At 71.9% G+C, this 21,309-nt stretch carries 22 protein-coding genes; 5 read left to right on the top strand and 17 right to left on the bottom strand.

Going from position 1 to position 21,309, the window contains the following annotated elements; genetic code table 11:
* Positions 1 to 21: 21 nt before the first annotated feature.
* Genes ABZ453_RS25380 through fabG form a run of 5 tightly spaced genes read right to left on the bottom strand, consistent with a single transcriptional unit; the run spans position 22 to position 5,489 of the window.
* A complete protein-coding gene (locus ABZ453_RS25380) occupies positions 22 to 816 on the bottom strand; it encodes a glucose 1-dehydrogenase (RefSeq protein ID WP_359017985.1) in 795 nt (264 codons plus the stop codon).
* Positions 817 to 833: 17 nt separating this feature from the next.
* Positions 834 to 2,042 (bottom strand): acetyl-CoA acetyltransferase, encoded by a 1,209-nt coding sequence (locus ABZ453_RS25375; RefSeq protein WP_359017984.1) that lies wholly within the window; start codon positions 2,040 to 2,042, stop codon positions 834 to 836.
* A complete protein-coding gene (locus ABZ453_RS25370) occupies positions 2,039 to 3,478 on the bottom strand; it encodes an OB-fold domain-containing protein (protein WP_359017982.1) in 1,440 nt (479 codons plus the stop codon). The genes ABZ453_RS25375 and ABZ453_RS25370 overlap by 4 nt, the downstream gene beginning before the upstream one ends.
* A 1-nt stretch (position 3,479) precedes the next feature.
* Positions 3,480 to 4,709, bottom strand: coding sequence for an acetyl-CoA C-acetyltransferase (locus ABZ453_RS25365; protein WP_359017980.1), 1,230 nt, complete (start codon positions 4,707 to 4,709; stop codon positions 3,480 to 3,482).
* Positions 4,710 to 4,742: 33 nt separating this feature from the next.
* Positions 4,743 to 5,489, bottom strand: a complete 747-nt coding sequence (gene fabG / locus ABZ453_RS25360; protein ID WP_359017978.1) for a 3-oxoacyl-ACP reductase FabG — start codon at positions 5,487 to 5,489, stop codon at positions 4,743 to 4,745.
* Positions 5,490 to 5,613: 124 nt separating this feature from the next.
* On the opposite strand from fabG, the gene ABZ453_RS25355 reads away from it, so the two are divergent.
* On the top strand, positions 5,614 to 6,840 hold the full coding sequence (locus ABZ453_RS25355; protein WP_359017976.1) for an acyl-CoA dehydrogenase family protein: 1,227 nt from the start codon (positions 5,614 to 5,616) through the stop codon (positions 6,838 to 6,840).
* Here the strand turns inward: ABZ453_RS25355 and ABZ453_RS25350 are convergent.
* On the bottom strand, positions 6,827 to 7,399 hold the full coding sequence (locus tag ABZ453_RS25350; protein WP_359017975.1) for a DUF2889 domain-containing protein: 573 nt from the start codon (positions 7,397 to 7,399) through the stop codon (positions 6,827 to 6,829). The genes ABZ453_RS25355 and ABZ453_RS25350 overlap by 14 nt on opposite strands.
* Positions 7,396 to 8,223, bottom strand: a complete 828-nt coding sequence (locus ABZ453_RS25345; protein WP_359017974.1) for an enoyl-CoA hydratase-related protein — start codon at positions 8,221 to 8,223, stop codon at positions 7,396 to 7,398. Before ABZ453_RS25345 ends, ABZ453_RS25350 begins: the two co-directional genes overlap by 4 nt.
* A 168-nt stretch (positions 8,224 to 8,391) precedes the next feature.
* On the opposite strand from ABZ453_RS25345, the gene ABZ453_RS25340 reads away from it, so the two are divergent.
* Together ABZ453_RS25340 and ABZ453_RS25335 are read left to right on the top strand one after the other, a co-directional pair.
* Entirely contained in the window at positions 8,392 to 9,195 is an 804-nt protein-coding gene (locus ABZ453_RS25340; RefSeq protein ID WP_359017972.1) for an FCD domain-containing protein, read from the top strand.
* Between the two features lie 127 nt (positions 9,196 to 9,322).
* Complete coding sequence (locus ABZ453_RS25335; protein WP_359017970.1) at positions 9,323 to 10,504, top strand: amidohydrolase family protein; 1,182 nt, start codon at positions 9,323 to 9,325, stop codon at positions 10,502 to 10,504.
* Between the two features lie 50 nt (positions 10,505 to 10,554).
* Here the strand turns inward: ABZ453_RS25335 and ABZ453_RS25330 are convergent, their stop codons facing one another.
* Genes ABZ453_RS25330 through ABZ453_RS25305 form a run of 6 tightly spaced genes read right to left on the bottom strand, consistent with a single transcriptional unit; the run spans position 10,555 to position 15,419 of the window.
* Positions 10,555 to 11,652 carry a serine hydrolase domain-containing protein gene (locus ABZ453_RS25330; RefSeq protein ID WP_359017968.1) on the bottom strand — a complete coding sequence of 366 codons (1,098 nt, stop codon included), beginning with the start codon at positions 11,650 to 11,652 and terminating at the stop codon, positions 10,555 to 10,557.
* Positions 11,645 to 13,135, bottom strand: a complete 1,491-nt coding sequence (locus tag ABZ453_RS25325) for a class I adenylate-forming enzyme family protein (RefSeq protein ID WP_359017966.1) — start codon at positions 13,133 to 13,135, stop codon at positions 11,645 to 11,647. The genes ABZ453_RS25330 and ABZ453_RS25325 overlap by 8 nt, the downstream gene beginning before the upstream one ends.
* A 4-nt stretch (positions 13,136 to 13,139) precedes the next feature.
* Positions 13,140 to 13,562 carry a MaoC/PaaZ C-terminal domain-containing protein gene (locus tag ABZ453_RS25320; protein WP_359017964.1) on the bottom strand — a complete coding sequence of 141 codons (423 nt, stop codon included), beginning with the start codon at positions 13,560 to 13,562 and terminating at the stop codon, positions 13,140 to 13,142.
* Entirely contained in the window at positions 13,559 to 14,011 is a 453-nt protein-coding gene (locus ABZ453_RS25315) for a MaoC family dehydratase N-terminal domain-containing protein (RefSeq protein ID WP_359017962.1), read from the bottom strand. The genes ABZ453_RS25320 and ABZ453_RS25315 overlap by 4 nt, the downstream gene beginning before the upstream one ends.
* A gap of 18 nt (positions 14,012 to 14,029) precedes the next feature.
* Entirely contained in the window at positions 14,030 to 14,878 is an 849-nt protein-coding gene (locus tag ABZ453_RS25310; RefSeq protein ID WP_359017960.1) for an enoyl-CoA hydratase-related protein, read from the bottom strand.
* A 4-nt stretch (positions 14,879 to 14,882) separates the two neighbouring features.
* Positions 14,883 to 15,419, bottom strand: coding sequence for a PaaI family thioesterase (locus tag ABZ453_RS25305; RefSeq protein WP_359018041.1), 537 nt, complete (start codon positions 15,417 to 15,419; stop codon positions 14,883 to 14,885).
* A 145-nt stretch (positions 15,420 to 15,564) separates the two neighbouring features.
* Between ABZ453_RS25305 and ABZ453_RS25300 the strand changes: the two genes are divergently transcribed.
* Entirely contained in the window at positions 15,565 to 16,761 is a 1,197-nt protein-coding gene (locus ABZ453_RS25300) for a CoA transferase (protein ID WP_359017958.1), read from the top strand.
* A 10-nt stretch (positions 16,762 to 16,771) separates the two neighbouring features.
* Here ABZ453_RS25300 and ABZ453_RS25295 read toward each other — a convergent pair whose 3' ends face one another.
* The 4 genes from ABZ453_RS25295 to ABZ453_RS25280 are packed head-to-tail and all read right to left on the bottom strand — an operon-like array spanning position 16,772 to position 20,360.
* The gene (locus ABZ453_RS25295; RefSeq protein ID WP_359017956.1) at positions 16,772 to 17,527 is read right to left on the bottom strand and encodes an SDR family oxidoreductase; all 756 of its coding nucleotides are present in this window, start codon (positions 17,525 to 17,527) and stop codon (positions 16,772 to 16,774) included.
* Positions 17,527 to 18,039 carry a nuclear transport factor 2 family protein gene (locus tag ABZ453_RS25290; RefSeq protein ID WP_359017954.1) on the bottom strand — a complete coding sequence of 171 codons (513 nt, stop codon included), beginning with the start codon at positions 18,037 to 18,039 and terminating at the stop codon, positions 17,527 to 17,529. Before ABZ453_RS25290 ends, ABZ453_RS25295 begins: the two co-directional genes overlap by 1 nt.
* Positions 18,036 to 19,214, bottom strand: coding sequence for an acyl-CoA dehydrogenase family protein (locus tag ABZ453_RS25285; RefSeq protein WP_359017952.1), 1,179 nt, complete (start codon positions 19,212 to 19,214; stop codon positions 18,036 to 18,038). Before ABZ453_RS25285 ends, ABZ453_RS25290 begins: the two co-directional genes overlap by 4 nt.
* Positions 19,215 to 19,241: 27 nt before the next feature.
* Positions 19,242 to 20,360, bottom strand: coding sequence for an acyl-CoA dehydrogenase family protein (locus tag ABZ453_RS25280; protein ID WP_359017950.1), 1,119 nt, complete (start codon positions 20,358 to 20,360; stop codon positions 19,242 to 19,244).
* Between the two features lie 122 nt (positions 20,361 to 20,482).
* On the opposite strand from ABZ453_RS25280, the gene ABZ453_RS25275 reads away from it, so the two are divergent.
* Complete coding sequence (locus tag ABZ453_RS25275; RefSeq protein WP_359017948.1) at positions 20,483 to 21,304, top strand: enoyl-CoA hydratase/isomerase family protein; 822 nt, start codon at positions 20,483 to 20,485, stop codon at positions 21,302 to 21,304.
* The last annotated feature ends 5 nt before the right edge of the window (positions 21,305 to 21,309 follow it).

Here is a 21,309-nt window from a genome sequence, read left to right as displayed (position 1 = left end):
CTCCGGCTGCGGGCCCGGGCGTCAGGCGTCCCGCAGGTCGGCGACGTAGGGCTGGTGGGAGAGGAGTCCGCCGTCCACCCGCAGGGTGTGCCCGGTGATGAAGGCGGACTCGTCGCAGGCGAGGAAGACGACCGCCGCGGCGACGTCCTCCGGGCGGCCCAGGCGCGGGGTGAGGTGGTGGCGCAGCATCGCCTCACGGATCGCGCCGTGGGCCGAACCGGCGCTCGCGGGCGTGACGATGAAGCCGGGCGCGATGGCGTTGCAGCGTACGCCCTGCTTGCCGTACTGGGTGGCGACGTACTGGGTGAGATTGATGAGCGCGGCCTTGGAGGCGCCGTAGGCGGGGTTGCGCAGATCGCCCGAGAGGCCGGAGCCGGACGAGGTGTTGATGACGGAGCCGCCGCCCCGGGCGATCATGTGCGGGACGGCGGCCTGGATCGCGACCATGGTGCCGCGCAGGTTGATCCGCATCGTGTCGTCCCAGACGGCCGGGTCGGCCTCGGCGACGGCGAGGTCCCGATGGGCGGCCAGGCGGGTGGCGGCCGCGTTGTTGTGCAGCACGTCGAGGCCGCCGTAGGTGTCGGCCGCGGCGGCCACCATGGCCCGTACGCTGTCGACGTCACCGAGATCGACCTCGACCGCCGTCGCGGACCCGCCGGCGGCGCGGATCTCCTTGGTCACCGCCTGCGCGCCCTCGAGGTCCAGGTCGGCGACCACCGTGTGCGCACCCTCGGCCGCCACTCGACGCGCCGAGGCGGCGCCGATGCCCGACGCCGCCCCGGTCACGACGGCCACCTTGCCGTCGAGTCGTCCCATGTCCCGAACCGCCTTTCCTACTCGGTGAGTTCACTGCCGACGATGGACACGAAGGAGACGCATTCGCCGGGCCCGCCGCCCAGGTTGTGGGTGAGGGCCAGCGAGCGCCCGCGGGCCACGGACGGCACCGTGCGCTCCGGCGGTGCCTCGCCCCGCAGTTGCAGCCACGCCTCGAACATCATCCGCAGGCCGGAGGCGCCGATGGGGTGGCCGAAGGCCTTGAGACCGCCGTCCGGGTTGACCGGCAGCGAGCCGTCGAGGTCGAACGCCCCGCTGCTGACGTCCTTCCATGCCTCTCCGCGTGCGGAGAAGCCGAGGTCCTCCATCAGCACCAGCTCCGTGGGCGTGAAGCAGTCGTGGACCTCGGCGAGCGCGAGTTCGGTGCGCGGGTCGCTCACGCCCGCCTGCCGGTAGGCCTCCTGGGCGGAGGCGACGACCTCGGGGAAGGTGGTGAAGTCGTACTCCGGGTCGAGGAGCCCGTCCGCGGGTCCGGCGACGAAGGACAGCGCCTTCACGAAGATCGGCTTGTCGGTGTAGCGGTAGGCGTCCTCGGCGCGTACGACGATCGCCGCCGCCGAGCCGTCCGAGACTCCGGAGCAGTCGAACACGCCGAGCATGCCCGCCACGATCGGGGCCGAGCGGATGCGTTCCAGCGGCACCTCCTTGCGGAACTGCGCGCGGGGGTTGCGGGCGCCGTTGACGTGGTTCTTCCAGGCGATGCGGGTGATGACGTCCTTCAACTCCTCCTCCGCGAGGCCGTACTTGGCGGCGTAGGCGGGGGCGAGGAGGGAAAAGTTGGCGGGGGCGGTGATCTCGCCGCGGCTGTCGTCTCCCGCGCCGGGGACCGCGGTCCCGGACAGCCCGGACATGCCGGAGTCCTTGAGCTTCTCCACGCCGACCGCCATGGCCACGTCGTAGGCGCCGGAGGCGACGGCGTAGCACGCGTTGCGCAGCGCCTCCGAACCGGTGGCGCACATGTTCTCGACGCGGGTGACCGGCTTGTTCGGCAGGCGCAAGGCGCGGCTGAGGGTCAGGCCGGAGACGCCGGAGGCCTGGGTGCCGAACCAGAACGCGTCGATGTCGTCGAGAGTGACCCCGGCCGAGGTCACCGCCTCCCCCACCGCGTCGACCAGCAGGTCGTCGGCCGACCGGGTCCAGTGCTCGCCGAAGGGCGTGCAGCCCATGCCGACGATCGCGACCCGGTCCCGGATTCCGTGTGAGCTCATCCCTGTGTCTCCTCGGTCTCGCCGGTGCGCACCGGGCGGGCCTTCCAGAAGTAGTTGTGGATGCCGGACGCCGTGACCGTGCGCCGGAAGGTCATCTCCACCCGGGCGCCGATGACGGCGTCGGCCTCGGTGGCGTCGGTGAGCTGGCAGCGGAAGCGTCCGCCGCCGTCGTAGTCGACGACCACGACGAGCATCGGCGGGCTGGGCGTGTGGGCCAGCCGGTCGACGGTGAACGTGGCGACCGTGCCGCGTACGTGTCCCATCGGCTCGTCGGCCATGGCGTCGACGCTGTGGCAGCCGGTGCACACCCGGTCCGGCGGCAGATGCCGGGTACCGCACTTCTCGCAACGGGCCGCCACGAAGCCGTACTTCCAGGCGGTGCGGCGGTGCGCGGGCGGGGCGTAGGGCGGCTCGGGGTCCGGGCGGCGGGGCGGTTCGCGGTCGAGCAGACCGCGCCAGGAGAGGTAGGTGGCGTACGGCATCGGGGCGCTGCCCGCGGCGATCTGCGCGGCGACCGGGCGGCCGCTGCGGTGGGCCGGCAGCGCGTCGGTGGTGCGCAGCAGCAGGACTCCGGCGCCGTCGCCGAGCACGACGAGGGCGATGACCTCGCCGGGCACCGCACGGTCGAGGACGTCGGCGAGGAGCAGGCCGGGCTGGGCCGTGCCGGCGTTGCCGATGGCGTCGGCGAGGTCCGGGACCACCGCCTCGGGACGGGTGCCGGCGCTCCGCCGTACCGTCGCGCAGGCTCGCGCGTGCAGGCCGGAGACGACGAGATGGTCGACGGCGCCCCGGTCCAGTCCCGCCTGGTCGAGGGCGGCGGTCAGGGCCTTGTCGGCGAGGGAGACGTAGATCTCCTCGGCGAAGCGTTCCTCCCAGACGCGGGAGGCGGGGGCGCCCGGCAGCCGCCAGCGGTCGAGGAGTTCGTCGCTGACGGTGTCGTGGGCCAGCAGCTCCGCGATGACCGGCGCTCCGTTGCGGTGGCCGCCGAAGACGAACGCCGCCGCGCCGTCGCCGCCCAGGACCTCCTCGCCGCCGCCGGGCAGGCCGGTGCGCAGGTCGGACAGGACGGCCAGGGTGGGGATCGGGGAGCGGGCGGCGGTGACCAGCGCGCCCAGGCCGGAGCGGACCGAACCCGCCATGTCGGCGGCGAGGACGTGCTCGTCGAGGCGGAGCGCGGCGTGCACGGCGGTCGCATTGGTCTTGTCGAGGTAGGCGGGCGCCGCGGTGGCGAGGAAGAGCTGGCCGACGCGGGCGCGCAGCCCGTCGCGGGCCAGGGCGGTGCGGGCCGCCTCGACGGCCATGGACGTGGTGTCCTCGTCGTAGCCCGCGACCGCGCGGGTGCCGCGTCCGGGAGCCGTCCCGAGGGTGGCGGCGACATCGGCGCGGGCCAGGCGGTGGTACGGCACATGGGCGCCGTAAGCGATCAGTCCGGCCATGTCAGCGTCCTCCAGTGGCGTTGCCGGTGCGTTCGAAGATGGCTGCCAGGCCCTGGCCGCCGCCGAGGCACATGGTCTCCAGGCCGTAGCGGGCCTGGCGGCGGTCGAGTTCGCGCAGCAGGGTGGCGAGGATGCGGCCGCCGGTGGCGCCGACGGGGTGGCCCAGCGAGATGCCGGAGCCGTTGACGTTCAGCCGCTCGAAGTCGGGCTCGGTCAGGGCCCATTCGCGGGTGCAGGCGAGGACCTGAGCGGCGAAGGCCTCGTTGAGTTCGATCAGGTCGATGTCGGCGAGCTTCAGACCGGCACGCTCCAAGGCCCGGGCCGTGGCGGGCACGGGTCCGATGCCCATCGTCTCGGGCGGCACGCCGACGACGGCCCAGGAGACCAGGCGGCCCAGCGGGCGCAGGCCGAGTTCGGCGGCACGTTCGGGGTGGGTGACCACGCACAGCGCGGCGCCGTCGTTCTGGCCGCTGGCGTTGCCGGCCGTGACGGTGGCCTCCGGGTCCTGGCGGCCGAGCACCGGTCGCAGCCCGGCGAGCTTCTCGAGCGAGGAGTCGGCGCGCGGGTGTTCGTCGGTGTCGACCACCGTCGCGCCCCTCCGGGTCCGCACGGCGACCGGCACGATCTCGTCGGCGAACCGGCCCTCCCGCTGGGCGGCGACGGCCTTCTGGTGCGAGCGCAGGGCCAGTTCGTCCTGTTCCTCGCGCGGGATGCCGTACTCGCGGCGCAGGTTCTCGGCGGTCTCCAGCATCCCCCCGGGGACGGGGTGGTTGACGCCGCCGGAGGTGACCCGGCCCCGGGCCAGCCGGTCGTGCAGGGTGGTGCCCGCGCCGCGCACCCCCCAGCGGACGTCGGTGGTGTAGAACTCGGCCCGGCTCATGGACTCGACGCCCCCGGCGAGCACGAGGTCGCTCGCGCCCGTCTGCACCTGCATCGCGGCGGTGATGACCGCCTGCAGTCCGGAGCCGCAGCGGCGGTCGATCTGGAGCCCGGGCACCTCCACGGGGAGTCCGGCGTCCAGTGCCGCCACGCGGCCGATGGCGGGGGCCTCGCCGTTGGGGTAGCACTGGCCCAAGAGCACGTCGTCGACGGCCGTGGGCGGGATTCCGGTGCGGTCCAGCAGGGCCCGGACGACGGTGGCGGCGAGTTCGGCCGCGGTGACGTCGCGGAAGGCTCCGCCGTAGCCGCCGACCGGGGTCCGGATCGGTTCGCAGATCACCGCGTCACGCATCGGTCATGCCTTTCGTCAGCGGGTTCGGCGGGCTCACATGTACCGGCCGCCGGTCACCTCGACCACGGCGCCGGTGATGTAGCTCGCCATGTCGGAGGCGAGGAAGAGGACGGTCTGGGCGACCTCGGCGGGTTCGCCCGCGCGGCCCAGGGGGATCTCGGCGAGCTTCGCGTCCCAGGCGGCCCGGGGCATCGCCTCGGTCATGGCGGTACGGATCAGGCCGGGCTGTACGGCGTTGACGCGGACGCCCGCCTTCGCGAGCTCCTTGGCGGACGCCTTGGTCAGGCCGACCAGGCCGGCCTTGGCGGCGCTGTAGTTGGTCTGGCCGAAGTTGCCGACCTTGCCGGCGATGGAGGAGATGTTGACGATGCTGCCGCCCCGCCCGTGCGCGCGCATGGCCTCGGCGGCGTACCGGGTGCCGTTCCAGGCACCGGTGAGGTGGACGTCGAGGACGGCGCGGAAGTCGGTGAGGGGCATCTTGCGCAGGGTCGCGTCCCGGGTGATGCCGGCGTTGTTGACCATGACGCCGAGCGGGCCGAAGGTGTCGGCGCAGTGCGCCACGAGGGCGGCGACCTCGTCCTCGTCGGTGACGTCGCAGCGCAGCGAGGTGGCGGCCACGCCCCGGTCGGTGAGGCGTTTCGCGGCGTCGGCCGCGGCGCCCTCGTCGATGTCGCCGAGGACGACGCTCGCGCCCGCGCCGCCGAGGACGCCGGCGATCTCGAAGCCGATGCCCTGTGCGCCGCCGGTGATCACCGCGTTCCGGCCGTCCAGCAGTCCCATGTCAGCCCGCTTCCGACTCGAACCTCTTCACTTCACTTCCGCGTTAAATAGATAACCTATTATGCTGAAACAATCAATACAGCGATCAGCTGTGCGGGCGGCGCCGGACGAGGAGTGCACGCAGGTGGACATCAGCTATCCCCCGGAGACCGAGACCTTCCGCGCGGAGGTCAGGGCCTTCCTCGACGCGTCGCTGCCGGCCGACTGGAATGGCATCGGCGCCCTGGACGAGGAGGCCGCCTGGGCCTTCGCCCGCGACTGGCGCCGCCGGCTCGTCGAGCGCGGCTATCTGTCCCTGACCTGGCCCGAGGAGTACGGCGGCCGAGGGCTGTCCAAGCTGCACCAGGTGGTCCTGATGGAGGAACTCGCCCTGGCGGGGGTGCCGTTCGGGCTGCCGCAGGACACCTTCGGCGTGAAGATGCTGGCGAACACGCTGCTGCGCTGGGGCACCGAGGAGCACAAGAGCCGTTTCCTGCCCCGCATCCTCAGCGGCGAGGACACCTGGTGCCAGGGGTACTCCGAGCCCGACGCGGGGTCGGATCTGGCGTCCCTCAAGACCCGCGCCGTGCGCGACGGCGACGAATGGGTGATCGACGGCCAGAAGGTGTGGACCTCCGGCGCCCACCACAGCGACTGGATCTTCGTCCTGGCGCGGACGAACCCCGAGGCCCCCAAGCACCGGGGCATCTCCTTCCTGCTGGTCCCGCTCGACCAGCCCGGCGTCGAGGTACGGCCGTTCCGCATGATGAGCGGGCAGCTGCACTTCAACGAGGTCTTCTTCGACGGCGCCCGCACCCGCGCCGACCTCGTGATCGGCGGCGTCGACAACGGCTGGACGGTCGCCCAGAGCCTGCTGGGCGTCGAGCGCGGGGAGGAGGCGGCGACCAACCCGATCCTGTTCCGGGCCGAGGTGGAACGCCTCGTGGAACTCGCGCGACAGTACGGCAAGGACCGGGACCCGGTGATCCGGCAGCGGATCGCCTGGTGCTGGTCCAAGGTCGAGATCATGCGCTGCCTGGGCTACCGCATCCTCACCGGCTGGCTCAAGGGCGCCGAGCCGGGCCCCGAGTCCTCGATCGCCAAGCTGTACTGGAGCGAGTACCACACCGAGGTCACCGATCTGGCGATGGACATCATGGGTCTGCACGGCCAGGTGCCGGTCGGCCGGCCGCCGCTGCGCACGTACCGCACGGACGACCCCGGCGCGGCGAACTCCTCGGCGTCCTGGTCGACGACGTATCTGATCGCCCGCTCCGGCACGATCTACGCGGGCACCTCGCAGGTGCAGCGCAACATCCTCGCGGAGAAGGTGCTGGGGCTGCCGCGCGAGCCCCGGCTCACGAGTCCCTAGACGCCTCGAAGACGCCGAGCTCCGGGACCGGGCGGGGACCGGGGCCCGGCGTCCAGCCCGCCTCGATCTTGCGCAGACCCACACCGTCCGGCGCCCAGACGTGGCAGCTGTTCAGCACCCAGGAGGTGGCGCGCGGATCGTGGGAGGCCGGGCCGCCCGCGCGGTTGCGGGCCGAGATGGCGGCCTGGACGACGGCCGGCCCGAGCGCGCGGGTCAGTTCGTACAGGTGGGTGCAGCCGGACACGCCCCGGAACCGCTCCTGGATGGCCCGGTTGTAGCCGCCGGCCACGCTGAGCCCGACCAGAGAGTCGAAGGCGGGCGCGATCCGCGGGCACTCGGCATGCGGGAAGTCCTTCATGCCGGCCTCGGCCGCCACGACCACCATGTCGGCGAGCCGCACCCGCAGCGCCAGCACCATACGGTGGACGGTGCCGCCCGGCGGCCGCTCCCAGGGGCGCTCGTCGCGCAGTTCCGCCTCGACCGAGATCTCGCCGGCACCCTCCTCGAAGGCGGTGACGGTGATCGTGCGGCGGTGCAACGGCAGTTCGGTCCGGGTCATGACGAGGTCCCCTCCAGTTGCGACGCGTCCTCCCCCAGCGCCGGGAAGGCCGGTGGGCGGCGCTCGATGAAGCTGAGCACGCCCTCCCGGTAGTCCGGGGCGCGCTTGGCCACCGCCAGCAGCTCCGCCGCCCGCCGGCTGCTCTCGGCGAAGGTCCGCGCCTGGTCGTCGGCGAGCTGCCGCTTGATGAGGGACATCGCGTAGGGGCTCGCCGAGCGGGCCAGCCCGGTGGCGTAGGCGAGGGCCTCGGGGAGCAGGTCGTCGGGCTCGACCAGGCGGTTGACCAGGCCCATCGAGTGGGCCTCCGTTCCGGTGATCCGGCGCGAGGACAGCAGCAGGTCAGCGGCGTTGCCGTGCCCCACGAGCCGGGGCAGGATCCAGGACACCCCGTCCTCGGCCACCAGTCCGCGGGCGCTGAAGGCGGCGGCGAACTTGGCGTGCGGCACGGCGAACCGGACGTCGCACATCACCGCCTGGTTGAACCCGATGCCCGCGCAGGCACCGTTGACGGCCGCCACCACGGGCTTGGGGAAGGTCATGGGGCGGGTGCGCGGGGGCAGCTGTCCGGTGGGCCAGGGCCGGGCGCCGGAGGAGGCCCCGTCCAGCACGCTCATGTCCATCCCGGGACAGAAGCTGCGTCCGGCGCCGGTCAGCACCACCGCCCGCACCCGTGGATCCGTCTCCGCCCGGTCGAACAGCTCGTTGTAGAGCAGCTCCATCTCCAGCGTCCAGGCGTTGTGCCGCTCCGGCCGGTTCAGGGTGAGGATCATGACCCCGTCGTCGGTGAGTTCGGTGAGGATCACCGGGGTCGCCTGCTCGGTCATCGAGGTCACTCCCACGGGCCGGGGACGTTAATAGCTATATGAATCATCTATATCCCACGGAGCGGCACCGGCGCCAGACCGGGCCGGACAAGAACATGATCAACCATCTCTTGACCTGGTACCCTCGATGCACTAAGACGATTCATTTTGCTATATGAGGAGCCCACCGTGGCCGAGGCAGCCCGCGCACGTGAAACGGCGGCCGTGCCCGCCCCCGCCCGCAGCCGCGTCGGACGCCAGGTGCGGGTACCGAAGACCGCCGAACTGGTCGCCGCGCACCTGCGCCGCCAGATCGTCCGGGGCGAACTGAAGCCGGGGGACGCGCTGCCGCCCGAGTCGGGACTGATGGAGCAGTTCGGCATCTCACGGCCGACCCTGCGCGAGGCCTTCCGCGTCCTGGAGTCGGAGTCCCTGATCACGGTGCGCCGCGGCGCCCACGGCGGCGCCCGGGTGAGCGCGCCCGACGCCGACGTCGCCGCCCGCTTCGCCGGCCTGATCCTCGAGTACCGCGGCGCCACACTGGGCGACCTCTACCGCGCGGCGGCGCTCATCGAGCCGCCCTGCGCCCGCCAGCTCGCCGCGAAGCACAGCGCGGCCGACATCGACCGGCTGCGGGAGGCGGTGGCCGCCGAGAAGGCGGCCCTGGACGACCCGCTGGCCCTGGTCGAGGCACAGGACGCCTTCCACGCCCTGCTGGTCGAGCTGACCGGGAACCAGACCCTGATCCTGCTGTGCGGCATGGTGCGCAACATCATCGACCGGGCCAACGCCTCCTACACCGCGGCCGCCACCGACGCCGAGACCCAGAAGGCGCAGGCCCTCAAGGGCCACCGGGCGCACGTGAGGCTCATCGGCCTGATCGAGTCCGGCAAGGCGGACGAGGCGGAGAAGCTCTGGCAGCGGCACATCTCCAGCGCGGACGACGTGGTGAACGCCGCCGGACCCAAGACGGTGCTGGAGCTCATCGACTGACCCCGCCGGGCCGCCCGGACGAGCCCGTCCGGAAGAACCCCTTGCCTCCGAGAAACAGTTAGATAATTATAGAAGGAGCACTGAATACGCTGCATTGAACAGAACCTGGGGTCCGGAGGCGACGGCCATGGCCGAACACCGCAAGCGCATCTTCGACTGCGACCAGCACATGTACGAGGAGCGGGACTCCTTCACCCGCTACCTTCCCAAGGAGTTCCTCGGAGCGGCGGTCGCGCCGGTGACCCTGCCGGACGGGCGGGAGGTGATCCTCGCCGGGGACCGCATCGTCGTGTGCCTGGAGCCCGAGTTCGGGCAGGTCTACCGTCCCGGCTCGCTGAAGGAGATGCTCAAGGCGATGGCCTCGGGCAATCCCGAGGAGACGTACCAGTTCGAGCCGATGCACGAGTCGTACCAGAACCGTGAGTCACGGCTGCGGGTCATGGACGAGCAGGGCCTGGACCAGACGATCATGTATCCGGGCGGCTGGGCGCTGGTGGCCGAGGAGTACGTCAAGGGCGTCGAGCCGCTCTACGCCAACTACCACTCGTTCAACCGCTACATGAACGAGGTGTGGGGCTTCGACCACCAGGGCCGCATCTACGCCCCGGCCCTGCTCTCCCTGCGCGATCTGCCCAGCGCGGTCAAGGAGCTCGAGTACGTCCTGGAGCAGGGCGCCCGCTTCATCCTGCTGCCCACCGGACCGGTCTACGGCCGCTCACCGGGCGACCCGTACTTCGACCCGTTCTGGAAGCTGGTCAACGAGGCCAAGGCCAGCGTCTGCTACCACATCAGCGAGTTCTACTACAACTCGCAGGTCGCCCCCTCCTGGGGCTTCGACCCGAATCCGATCCACTTCCGGATGTCGGCCTGGCAGTGGCAGAACACCTACGGCCAGCGTCCCATCGAGGAGACGCTGTCCGCGCTGATCTTCGACAACCTCTTCGGGCGCTTCCCGGACATCAACATCCTGGTCTCCGAGTTCGGCTCCGAGTGGGTGCCCCACTTCGTGCGCCACATGGACAAGAGCCGGGGCATGGGCCGCAACGGCCCCTGGGTCGGCGGGCAGTTGGACGAGCGCCCCAGCCAGGTCTTCCGCAAGCACGTCCGGGTGGTGCCCTACCCCGAGGACGACATCGTGGACGTCGTCCGGCGCCTGGGCTACCACGAGTCCATCGTCATGGGCTCCGACTTCCCGCACGCGGAGGGCCTCGCCGTCCCGGCCGACTTCCGCAAGCTGATCGCGGAACTCGACGAGTCCGCGCAGGACGACATCATGTTCAACAACGCTCAGCAGCTGATCAGCCGCTGAGCGTCGCAGGACCCCGCCTGGCGGCGGGCCTGGTCGGTAGGGGAAGGACCCTAACCGACCAGGCCCGCCGCCAGGTTCGCGATGTCGTCGAGCAGGGCGGTGCCGTGCGGGGAGTGGTCGTAGCCCGCGAGTGGGTAGCCGTTGCACAGGCAGGCGAAGGACAGGCCCGACTCCGGGTCCATGAAACCCAGTTGGTAGGCGGCTCCGGCGCTGCCGAAGAGCGCGGGCGAGCCGGCCGACGGCAGGTTGCTGCCGGCGTCGGGACCGGCCACGGTCACGAACAGCCCCATGCTCGTACGACGTCCTCCGCCGCCCCCGTAGATCCGCTCCCCGTGCGGGTGGTCGGTGAACCGGATGCGGATGCCCTCCGCGACCGCCTCCGGCTTCCACAGGCCGGAGTGGAACAGCGCCTGGAAGTACAGGGCCACGTCGGCGGCGGTGGCGACCAGGGCGTGACTGGGCTCGCCGGCCGCCAGGACCTTCGGGTCGGACAGGTACCACGGCCCCCAGGGGTCGGGCTCCTGTGTGTCGTCCGTGCGGTCGGTGGCGAGCATCGGGGCCACGGAGCCCGGCTGCCGGTCCACGGGCACACCGAGCTCGATCGACGACAACCCCAGCGGCTCCACGATCCGTTCGCGCAGGTAGTCGGCGAAGGCCAGACCCGTACGCCGTTCGACGATCTCGGCGATCAGCCAGGCGGAGGAGGTGAGATGGAACTGGAAGCGGGTCCCGGGCGGGTGGTCGAGCCGCCAGCGTCCGAAGGCGGCGAGCCGCTGCGCCCGGTCCAGCGCCTTGGAGAGTCCGAGGGGCGCGAAGGGGAAGCCGGCGGTGTGCGTGAGCACCTGCTCGACGGTGACCGCCTCCTTCCCGTTGGGCGCGAACTCCGGGATGATCGCGGCCACGTGCTCACCGACGTCCAGGAGCCCGTCGCCGATCAGCTTCCACACCGCACCTGCGACGATCGACCGTCCGACGGACTGCAGGACGTACCGGGTCCCGGGGTGGGCGTCGCCGTAGGTCTCGAAGGCCACCAGCCGCCCGTCGTGGGCGACGGCGACCTGCGCGGACGGCAGGGGGCCGTGCTCGACCTCCCGCCGGATCCGCTCCAGGAGGGTGTCGAGGCGGTTCGGGTCGACGGGCTCAGGCATGGGGTTCTCCTTCGTACGGCTCCCGCAGGTCACGGCGTACGACCTTGCCGTTGGCGTTGCGCGGCAGGTCGTCCACGAACCACCAGCGCACCGGGACCTTGAACCCGGAGAGCCGGGCCCGGGTATGGCTTCTGAGGGCCGCCGGTGCGGGCGGGGCGCCGGGGTCGGCCGGCACGACGAAGGCGACGACCGTCTGACCGAGCCGCTCGTCGGGTACGCCGGTCACCGCCGCGTCCGTCACACCGGGATGCGCGGTCAGGACCGCCTCGACCTCCAGCGGATGGACGTTCTCACCACCCCGGATGATCATGTCGGTGCGGCGGCCGAGGAGGTAGAGGTAGCCGTCGTCGGCGATCCGGCCCAGGTCCCCGCTGTGCAGCCAGCCCTCGGCGTCGACGCGGAAGAAATGGCCGGCGCGGGCGTGGATCTCGCCGACACCGTCCGGCCCGGCCCGGTCGACCCTCACCTCGACGCCGGGGGCGGCCCTGCCGACCGAACGCAGCAACTCGGCCCGTCCCGCCACCGCTTCCCGGTGGTCCTCGGGAGTGAGCACGCTGATCGGCGAACCCTCCGTCTGTCCGAACATGTTGAGCATGCGGACGCCGGGCATCGCCTCGTACGTCCGCCGCAGGGTGCCGGGACGCACGGGCGCACCTCCGTACTGGAGGGTCCGCAGGCTCGGGTGGCGTGCCTCGCCCGCGGCCAGCAGGGTCTCCAGCATCGCCGGGACCATGCTGGTGTGGGTGGTGCCGAGGGCTCGCAGCAGGGTCCAGCCCTCGACACTGAACCGGGGCAGGCCGGTGACCAGCGCACCGGCGGCGAGGGCGACGGCGATGTTGCCGAGGCCCGCGATGTGGTGGAAGGGGGCGCTGCCGCCGTAGAAGCTGTCGGGGTCGAGCCCGCACAGCCGCCCGTTGACCCGGGCCCGCGCGGCCAGCCGCCGCTGGGTCATGGGAACGGGTTTGGGCAGGCCGGTGGTGCCGGAGGTGTGGAGTACGGCGGCGAGTTGATCGGGCTCGGCCGCCAACGACCGTGCTCTGCTGTTCAGTTCGGGCACCATGGCGACCCGTCGGCCGGACAGCTCGGCGACCTGTCCGGCGAGGTCGGCGAACTCGGGCTGCGCCAGCAGCACCCGGGCCGGCATCCCCTTGACCACGGCGGCGATCTCGTGCGCGGTCATACGGACACCGAGCGGCGCGAGCGGGTGCCCGGAACCGGCCCCGCCGATCACCAGCGCGAGGGCATCGGCGGAGGTGGCGACGAGCGCCGGGAGGGCAGCGCCGGGCTCCGGACCGAGCGAGTCCAGCCAGTGGGCCGCGCCCCCGGCCCGATCGAGAAGCTCGCGGCCACTCCAGACCAGGTCGCCGAACCGGACGGCGGGGCGATCGTGGTCGTAGGCACGGCTCACCATGGCGGTCCAGGTGGCCTCCTGCCCGGACTGCCGTACGGCGGCCGCCTGCCCGGACTGCTGCGCGGTGGTCACCGGATCAGGGGTCCAGGCGGGCCGTCGCGGTGCCGGTGACCACCTCGACGCCGTCCTGGTTGACCGTGCGCAGGGAGAAGTGGGCGACCGGGGCGTCCGGTGTGTCCTCGATCGACTCGACGGTGACCGTGGCGGTCAGGGTGTCGCCGGGCCAGACCTGCGCCTTGAAGCGCACGCCGTAGCGCAGCAGCGACTCGGGGCCGACCCAGTCGGTCAGGACCCGGCCGGTCATGCCCATCGTGAGCATGCCGTGGGCGAAGACACCGGGGTATCCGGCCGCCTCGACGGCGAACCGCTCGTCGGTGTGCAGGGGGTTGAAGTCCCCGGAGGCGCCCGCGTACTGCACGATCCGGGTCCGCTTCAGATCCTCGACGAGGACGCTCTCGCGCGTCTCGCCAACCTTGATGTCGCTGCTGCTCAGGCTCATCGGGCATCCTTCGGGGTGGCGGGGCCCTCGGGCACGACGGCCACGGTCACGGCGCTGACCACCGGTTGCCCGTCGGCGTCCCGGTACTCGGTGACGCGCTCGCTGAACAGCAGCCGGCCGCTGCGGCCCTGCTTCTCCCAGCTGCGCCCCGGGACGGTGTGCGCGTACAGCGTCTCGCCGGCGCGCACCGGGCGGTGGTACTCGAAGTGCTGCTCGGCGTGGAGTCCGCCGCCGCCCTCGGCCATCACACCGGGTCCGCCGCCGGAGCCGAACCACTCCTGGTCCCCTCTGGGCCGCAGGTGGTAGTCGGGGTCGTAGTGCGCGCTCGCCATGGTGAAGGTGGGCGGGGCGAGGGCCGACTCGCCCTGGTACGCGGGGTGTTCGTCGCCGATGGCGCGGGCGAACATCATGATGTGCCCGGCCTCGACGGGGAACGGCTGCCCTGTCATCCTCGAAAACCTCCTCGGTCAGTACGGCAGGAACGCGTCGCGGGTGGCCTCGTCCGGGTCGAAGTCCGGCGGCAGGCCCTCGAACTTCGGCTCCCGCTTCTCCATGAAGCTCGCCACGCCCTCCCGGAAGTCGGGCGAGCCCGCGAAGAACTCCATGGCGGAGTAGGAACGGGCCAGCGCTTCGGTGAAGGTGCGGTCCAGATCGCCGTACACCTGGTGGCGTACGACGGACATCGCGCGCGGGGAGCAGTTGCGGGCGATGTCCCGGGCGTAGGCGCGGGCGGCGTCCAGCAGGTCCTCGGGTTCGACGACGCGGCTGACGAGGCCGAGGGCCTTGGCCTCGTCGGCGTCGAAGACCCGGCCGGACAGCAGGAGGTCGAGCGCGTTCTCCAGGCCGATGACACGCGGCAGCACGTACGGCAGGTTGTACTCGCCGGCCAGACCGCGCCGGGTGAAGGCGGTGGTGAAACGGGCCCCGCGGGCGGCGAAGCGGACGTCGCAGATCAGTGCCTGGACCAGTCCGATGCCCGCGCAGGCGCCGTTGACGGCGGCGATCATCGGCTTGGGCAGGGTGCGCCTGCTGTACATGGGGACGCGGGCCTGGAGGTTGAGGGACTGGCCCGGCTGGGCGTTCTGTTCCAGGCGCTGTACGTCCATGCCGGGACAGAAGGCCTTGCCCGCGCCGGTGACGATCACGACCCGGACGTCCGGGTCCTGCGCGGCCTCGTCGAGGAGCGCGAAGAAGCGCCGCTCCATGGGGATGCTCCAGGCGTTCCTGCGCTCGGGCCGGTTGAGGGTGACGGTGGCGACACCGTCCTCGTCGACCTCGTACAGCACCAGGTCGTCCTGGGCGGGCTCCTCGGTCATGCGGTCACTCCTCCGTCAGGGAGTCGATGGGGGCGAAGTGGTCGAGGGGATCGGGAGGATCGAGGGGATCGATCGGGCCGCCCACGCCGGGACGCTCCCCGGAGATGCTCACCACCACCTGACCCCGCGCGCACAGGCGCCCGTCGGTCAGCACGTCGACGTCCGCGAAGTGCAGCCTGCGGCCGCGCCGTACGCAGCGCGCGTGGGCCACGGCCTCCTGGCCGCGGGCGGGGGCGAGGTACTGCACGGACATCGAGACGGTGCTGAGCCGGCTCCCGTGGGTGAAGTCGTGTCCGGCGATGACGGCTCCGGCGCCGGCGGTGTCGATGAGCGCCGAGATGACACCGCCGTGGAAGACGTCCTCGTGGGCGGAGAGGGACTCGGCGTAGGGCAGCACGATCTCCACGGCATCCGCGTCCCAGCGGGTCACCCGGATGCGGCAGTGCCGGTTGAAGGCGACCCCGCGCTCCCAGCGGGCCCGGAACCACACCCGGCGTTCGCGCTGTTCCTGTTCGGTGAGGGTCCTCGCCGCGACGGTCATCAGCACGCCCTCCGGTCCCGGCCGGTCGGCCGATCCATATAGTTACATGAATTGGATAGTTGAGCAATCAAGCGGGTATCACTCCAACCGCTAGATGTATTATTTATATAACTCATTGGCTGTCTGTGAACAGAGGGGGAACTCGATGCCGTCGACCGCCCTGGCCGGGATCCGCGTCCTGGACCTGTCCCGCGTCCTCGCCGCTCCCCTGGCCACCCAACTGCTGGCCGACCTGGGCGCCGAGGTGATCAAGGTCGAACGCCCGGGTACGGGTGACGACTCCCGTACGTACGGGCCCCCGTTCGCCCCCGGCACGGACACGGCCGCCTTCTACCTCTCCTGCAACCGCAACAAGCGGTCGGTCACCGTCAACCACGCCACCGCCGAGGGGCAGGAAGTGATCCGTGCCCTCGCCGCCCGGTCGGACGTCCTGGTCGAGAACTTCCGCACGGGCACGCTGGCGAAGTACGGCCTCGACGCGGAGAGCCTGCGGGAGCTGAACCCCCGGCTCGTCTACCTCTCGGTGACGGGCTTCGGCCAGACCGGTCCGTACGCGGGACGCCCGGGCTACGACGGCATCTTCCAGGCCATGTCGGGGATGATGAGCGTCTCCGGACACCCCGACGAACCGATGAAGGTCGGCGTCAGCATGGTCGACATCCTCACCGGCCTGTACGCCGCGACGGCCGTGCTGGCGGCCCTGCGGCACCGGGACGCGACAGGCGAGGGCCAGTTCATCGACCTCTCCCTGCTGGACTGCGGACTGGCCTCGCTCTCCCACTTCGCCATGAACTACCTGGTCTCCGGTGAGGTACCGGCCCGGCGCGGCAACGGCGGCTACGGCGGCATCCCCTCCCAGGCGTTCCAGTGCGCGGACAAGCCGCTCTTCCTGGTGGCCGGCAACGACAAGCAGTTCGCCGCCTTCTGCGCGGCGGCCGACCGCACCGACCTGCTCCAGGACCCCCGGTTCGCCACCACGTCCGCACGCATCGCCCACCGCGAGGAGATCCTGCCGGTGCTGGAGGCGGTCATGCGCACCCGGACCCGGGACGAGTGGCTGGCCGTGCTCGACGAACACGACGTCCCCGCGGGGCCGTTCAACGAGATGCCCGAGGTCTTCGCCGATCCGCAGATACGGCACCGGGAGATGCTGGTCGAGGTCGATGACCCGGTGGCGGGGCGGCTGCCGCTGCTCGCCAATCCGATCCGGTTCGCGGCGACACCGGTCGAGAGGTACGCCCCGCCACCGGCGTTGGGCGAGCACACCGCCGAAGTGCTGGCCGAGGTGGCAGGATTGACGGAGGATCAGATCCGCGGGCTGCGCGGTCGGGGCGTCGTCTGACGCGCCGCCCCTATCCGATCAGGGTCCGGCCGCCCTCCAGCATCAGCGTGGCACCGGTCAGATAGGCCATGTCGTCGCTGACCAGCGCGGCCACCGCCCGCCCGATGTCCGTCTCCGGATCGCCCATCCGGCCCAGCGGGATGCCGGCCACCACCTGCTCGGCCCTCTCCGGATGGGCGTCGAAGTACTCCTGGGCCGCCGGGCTCAGCGCGGCCGGGCAGACGACGTTCACCCGGATGCCATACGGTCCCCACTCCCGCGCGGCGACACGGCTCAGCCCCCGGATGGCCTCCTTGGCCATCGCGTAGGACGCGAACCCCGCCTCGCCCAGCACCGCGGCCGAGGAACCGAGGTTGACGACGCTGCCGCGCCTCGCCTTCAGGTGCGGCAGCGCCGCCTGCATCGCGTGGAAGGTGGCCAGCGGGCCGCTGCGGTAGGCGAGTTCGACGTCGTCGTACGACGTCTGCGCCAGACGGCGCTGTACGGAGCTCTGCGCGTTGTTGACGAGCACGTCGAGGCCGCCGAACTCGCGGACCGTCTCCGCCACCATGCGCTCGACGTCGGCCCGTTCGCCCACGTCCCCGACGACGGTGTGCACCCGCCCGCCGCGCTCGGCGATCACCCGCGCGGTGTCCTTGAGTCTGCCCTCGGTCCGGCCCGTGATCACCACGGCCGCCCCCTCGACCGCCAGCGCGAGCGCGATACCCCGGCCCACGCCCTGTCCGCCGCCGGTGACCAGGGCGGCCCTCCCCACCAGCCGCCGCATCACGGCTCCTTCCAGAAGGTTCCCCAGGAGGGGAAGGCGTCCGGCAGCGCCGGTTCCCCCGCGCCCTCCCAGCCGGCGAATCCCACCTGCTGCGGGCGCTCGGTCACGTCGGCCGCGTACCAGTGCTGCTCGCGGCGCCGGGAGAAGTACCACTCGCCGTCCACGCGCGCGTAGTCGTCGAGGTAGCGGATGGCCATGACGATCCACCGCTCCCCCACCTCGTGCTCGGCGCGGCAGTAGACGGAGCCGGTGGCCGTGTCGCGGCCGGTGAACTCGATCCGGTGGCCGCAGACCTGGTGGACGGACCGGCGAAAGCCCCGGACGAGGGGTTCGATGTACGTCCGCAGCGCCTCCCGGCCGTGGCCGTGGCGCCCCATGTCCACGTCGGGCCGGAAGCAGCCGGTCCAGGCGTCGAGGTCGCGGGCGTCCACGGCGAGCGCGTACCGCACGGGCAGTTGCTGGATGGCGAGGTGGGACTCGACGCGGTCGAGGCGGTCCTCGATCGGCGTCATGGCCGCGGCTCCTTCGGCAGGCCCAGGATCTGCTCGCCGATGATGTTGCGCTGGATCTCGCTGGACCCGCCGTAGATCGTCTCCGCCAGGGACAGCAGGAAGGAACGCTGCCGGGTGTCCAGGCCGTAGTCCGCGCCGACGATCTGCCCGGCCGGCCCTGCCAACTCCTGTGCCAGGTGGCCGAGTTGCTGGTGCCGGGTCGAGGCGTACAGCTTGGCCGTGGTGGCCTGGGCACCCGGGGTGCGGCCCGCCGTGAGTTCGGCGAGGGTGCGCAGGTTGGTGGTGCGCATGACGCGCACGGAGATCCAGGCGTCGACGATGCGGCGGCGCAGCATCGGGTCGTCGAGCGCGCCGCGTTCCCGGGCCAGCTCGATCAGCGACTCGGCCTCCCGCTCGAAGGTGAGCTGCTGGGGCAGGAGCGTGGTGCCGCGTTCGATGCCGAGCGTGGCCATCGCGGTGCGCCAGCCCTGGCCGACCTCGCCGACGACCATCCCGGCACCGGTGCGCGCGTCGGAGAGGAACACCTCCGCGAACTCCTCCTGGCCGGCGAGGTTGCGGATGGGGCGGATCTCCACACCGGGCTGGTCGGTGGGCAGGAGCAGCATGGTCAGTCCCTTGTGCCGGACGGAGTCCGGATCGGTGCGGGCGAGGACGTAGAGCCAGTCGGCGTGCATGCCGAAGGACGTCCACACCTTCTGGCCGCTCACCACCCACGCCTCGCCGTCCCGCTCCGCGCGGGTACGCACCGAGGCCAGGTCGGAGCCGGCGCCGGGTTCGCTGAAGCCCTGGCCCCACAGTTCCTCGACGGCGAGGATCGGCGGCAGGAACCGTTTCTTCTGTTCCTCGCCGCCCACCTTGAGCAGCATGGGGCCGAGCAGGTCGAGGGCGTTGCCGGTGGCCCGGTAGGGGGCGTTCGCGCGGGCGTACTCGTACTCGAAGACGATCTCCTCGAGGAGTCCGAGCCCTCTGCCGCCGTACTCCCGCGGCCAGCCCACGCCCAGCCACCCGCCGGCGGACAGTTCGCGGTCCCAGGCCAGACGGACCTCCCAGGCCGCGCCGTCGGTGGGGCCGCCGACGCCCCGGTGCTCGGCGAACTCCCCCACCAGATGGTCCGCCAGCCAGTCCCGCAGTTCCTCGCGGAAGTCACGCACCGCGGGTCCGAAGTCCAGCTCCATGTCCGCTTCTCCCTTCTCCTGGAGATCTCAGATGCCGAGCCGGGCGGCCAGCAGCTCGCGGTGGTACGACGGTGTGCCGAGCAGCACCTCGGAGCTCTTGGCGCGCTTGAAGTACAGGTGCGCGGGGTGCTCCCAGGTGAAGCCGATGCCGCCGTGGACCTGGATGCTGTCGCCGGCCACCTTGGTGAACGCCTCCGAGCAGAAGGCCTGCGCCAGGGCGGCGGCGACGGCGGTCTCCGTGTCGTCCCCGGCGTCCAGCGCCCACAGCCCGGCGTACGCGGCCGAGCGGGCGGACTCGATCTCCACCAGCATGTCGGCGCACTTGTGCTTGATCCCCTGGAAGGAGCCGATGGGCCGCCCGTACTGCACCCGGATGCGCGCGTAGTCCACGGCGGCGTCGAGCGCGGCGGCCGCTCCCCCTACCTGTTCGGCGGCGAGCAGGACCGAGGCGGTGGCGAGGGCGCGTTCGAGGACGGGCCACGCCGTGCCCTCGGCACCGATCAGACGGGCCGGGGTGTCGGCGAACTCCAGACGGGCCTGTTTGCGGGTCTGGTCGAGGGTGGGGAGAGGGACGCGGGTGAGGCCCGGGGCGTCGGCGCCGACCGCGAAGAGGCTGACGCCCGCGGGAGTGCGGGCGGCGACCAGGAGCAGGTCGGCGAGCAGGCCGTCGGGGACGTAGGTCTTGGCGCCGGTCAGCCGCCAGGCGCCGGGTGTGTCGTGGGCGGTGAGGCGGATACCGGGCTCGTCCCAGCGGCCGCTGTCCTCGGTGAGCGCCAGGGTGGCGATCGTCGCGCCGGAGGCGATGCCCGGCAGCAGGTCGGCCCGCGCCTGGTCGTCGGCGCAGCGCAGCAGGGTCTCGGCGGCCAGGGCGACGGTGGCGAAGTACGGCTCGCACAGCAGCGCGCGGCCCGCCTCCTCGAAGACGACGCCGAGTTCGACATAGCCGAAGCCCGAGCCGCCGTACTCCTCCGGTACGGCGAGCCCTTGCAGGCCCAGCTCGCCGGCCATCCGCCGCCAGACGACGGCTTCGTGGCCGCGCGGGTCGGCGGACAGCCGGCGCACGGCCGCCTCGTCGGAGTACTTGGCCAGGAAGGACCGTACGACCGTGCGCAGTTCGTCCTGTTCCTGGCTGAAGGTGAGATCCATGCCGGGCTTCCCGTCCTCGCTGCGAAGCGTCGGTGCGTCGAGCGCCGCCGATCGCTTGCCGCTCTCCGCTCGATACAGTTAGATAATTATAGTATCCGCACTGATTACGCCAGGAGCGCGACGTGACCGATCCCTATGCCCCGTTCACGAGCCTGACCTTCGAGCGGCCCGCGCCCGGCGTGCTGCGCGTCGTGCTCGACGCCCCGAACCTCAACGCGGTGGACCCGCGGATGCACGGCGAACTGGCCGACATCTGGCCGGTGATCGACCGGGACGAGGCGACCCGGGCGGTGCTGGTCCAGGGGGCGGGCCGGGCGTTCTCGGCGGGCGGGACCTTCGACTCGATCCAGGCCCTGACCGAGGACCACGCGGTGCGCGCCCGGGTGATGCGCGAGGCTCGGGACATGGTGTACGGGGTCATGAACTGCTCCAAGCCGGTGGTCTCCGCGATCCACGGGCCGGCCGTGGGGGCGGGGCTGGTCATCGGCATGCTGGCGGACGTCTCGATCGCGGCCCGGACGGCGAAGATCGTCGACGGACACACCCGCCTCGGGGTGGCGGCCGGGGACCACGCGGCCATCTGCTGGCCCCTGCTGTGCGGCATGGCCAAGGCCAAGTACTACCTGCTGACCTGCGAGGCCCTCACGGGCGAGGAGGCCGAGCGGATCGGGCTGGTGTCGAAGTGCGTGGCCGACGAGGAGGTGCACGCCGAGGCGCTGCGCGTGGCGAAGGTCCTGGCCGCCGGTCCCGCGAGCGCGATCAGCTGGACCAAGCGGTCCCTCAACCACTGGTACCGCACCGCCCAGCCCGCCTTCGAGGCCTCGCTGGGCCTTGAGTTCTTCGGCTTCGCGGGCCACGAGGTCGTCGAGGGCCTGGCGGCCCATCGCGACAAGCGCGCCCCGGACTTCGCGGCCGTGGCCGAGAAGCACCCGCTCGACCTGTGACGACG

The sequence above is a fragment of the Streptomyces sp. NPDC005799 genome, assembly GCF_040630525.1.
In the GTDB taxonomy this organism is placed as follows: Bacteria; Actinomycetota; Actinomycetes; order Streptomycetales; family Streptomycetaceae; genus Streptomyces; species Streptomyces griseorubiginosus_B.
This window is presented reverse-complemented; position numbering and strand designations above follow the sequence as displayed.

Excerpts from the sequence above, each read along its gene's own strand:
- ABZ453_RS25305 (WP_359018041.1), bottom strand. The coding sequence starts at position 15,419 with ATGACCGTCGCGGCGAGGACCCTCACCGAACAGGAACAGCGCGAACGC.
- ABZ453_RS25375 (WP_359017984.1), bottom strand. The coding sequence starts at position 2,042 with ATGAGCTCACACGGAATCCGGGACCGGGTCGCGATCGTCGGCATGGGC.
- ABZ453_RS25280 (WP_359017950.1), bottom strand. The coding sequence starts at position 20,360 with ATGGATCTCACCTTCAGCCAGGAACAGGACGAACTGCGCACGGTCGTA.
- ABZ453_RS25380 (WP_359017985.1), bottom strand. The coding sequence starts at position 816 with ATGGGACGACTCGACGGCAAGGTGGCCGTCGTGACCGGGGCGGCGTCG.
- ABZ453_RS25345 (WP_359017974.1), bottom strand. The coding sequence starts at position 8,223 with ATGACCGAGCAGGCGACCCCGGTGATCCTCACCGAACTCACCGACGAC.
- ABZ453_RS25300 (WP_359017958.1), top strand. The coding sequence starts at position 15,565 with ATGCCGTCGACCGCCCTGGCCGGGATCCGCGTCCTGGACCTGTCCCGC.
- ABZ453_RS25315 (WP_359017962.1), bottom strand. The coding sequence starts at position 14,011 with ATGACAGGGCAGCCGTTCCCCGTCGAGGCCGGGCACATCATGATGTTC.
- ABZ453_RS25335 (WP_359017970.1), top strand. The coding sequence starts at position 9,323 with ATGGCCGAACACCGCAAGCGCATCTTCGACTGCGACCAGCACATGTAC.
- ABZ453_RS25290 (WP_359017954.1), bottom strand. The coding sequence starts at position 18,039 with ATGACGCCGATCGAGGACCGCCTCGACCGCGTCGAGTCCCACCTCGCC.
- ABZ453_RS25310 (WP_359017960.1), bottom strand. The coding sequence starts at position 14,878 with ATGACCGAGGAGCCCGCCCAGGACGACCTGGTGCTGTACGAGGTCGAC.
- ABZ453_RS25350 (WP_359017975.1), bottom strand. The coding sequence starts at position 7,399 with ATGACCCGGACCGAACTGCCGTTGCACCGCCGCACGATCACCGTCACC.
- ABZ453_RS25320 (WP_359017964.1), bottom strand. The coding sequence starts at position 13,562 with ATGAGCCTGAGCAGCAGCGACATCAAGGTTGGCGAGACGCGCGAGAGC.
- ABZ453_RS25330 (WP_359017968.1), bottom strand. The coding sequence starts at position 11,652 with ATGCCTGAGCCCGTCGACCCGAACCGCCTCGACACCCTCCTGGAGCGG.
- ABZ453_RS25285 (WP_359017952.1), bottom strand. The coding sequence starts at position 19,214 with ATGGAGCTGGACTTCGGACCCGCGGTGCGTGACTTCCGCGAGGAACTG.
- ABZ453_RS25370 (WP_359017982.1), bottom strand. The coding sequence starts at position 3,478 with ATGGCCGGACTGATCGCTTACGGCGCCCATGTGCCGTACCACCGCCTG.
- ABZ453_RS25365 (WP_359017980.1), bottom strand. The coding sequence starts at position 4,709 with ATGCGTGACGCGGTGATCTGCGAACCGATCCGGACCCCGGTCGGCGGC.
- ABZ453_RS25295 (WP_359017956.1), bottom strand. The coding sequence starts at position 17,527 with ATGCGGCGGCTGGTGGGGAGGGCCGCCCTGGTCACCGGCGGCGGACAG.
- fabG (WP_359017978.1), bottom strand. The coding sequence starts at position 5,489 with ATGGGACTGCTGGACGGCCGGAACGCGGTGATCACCGGCGGCGCACAG.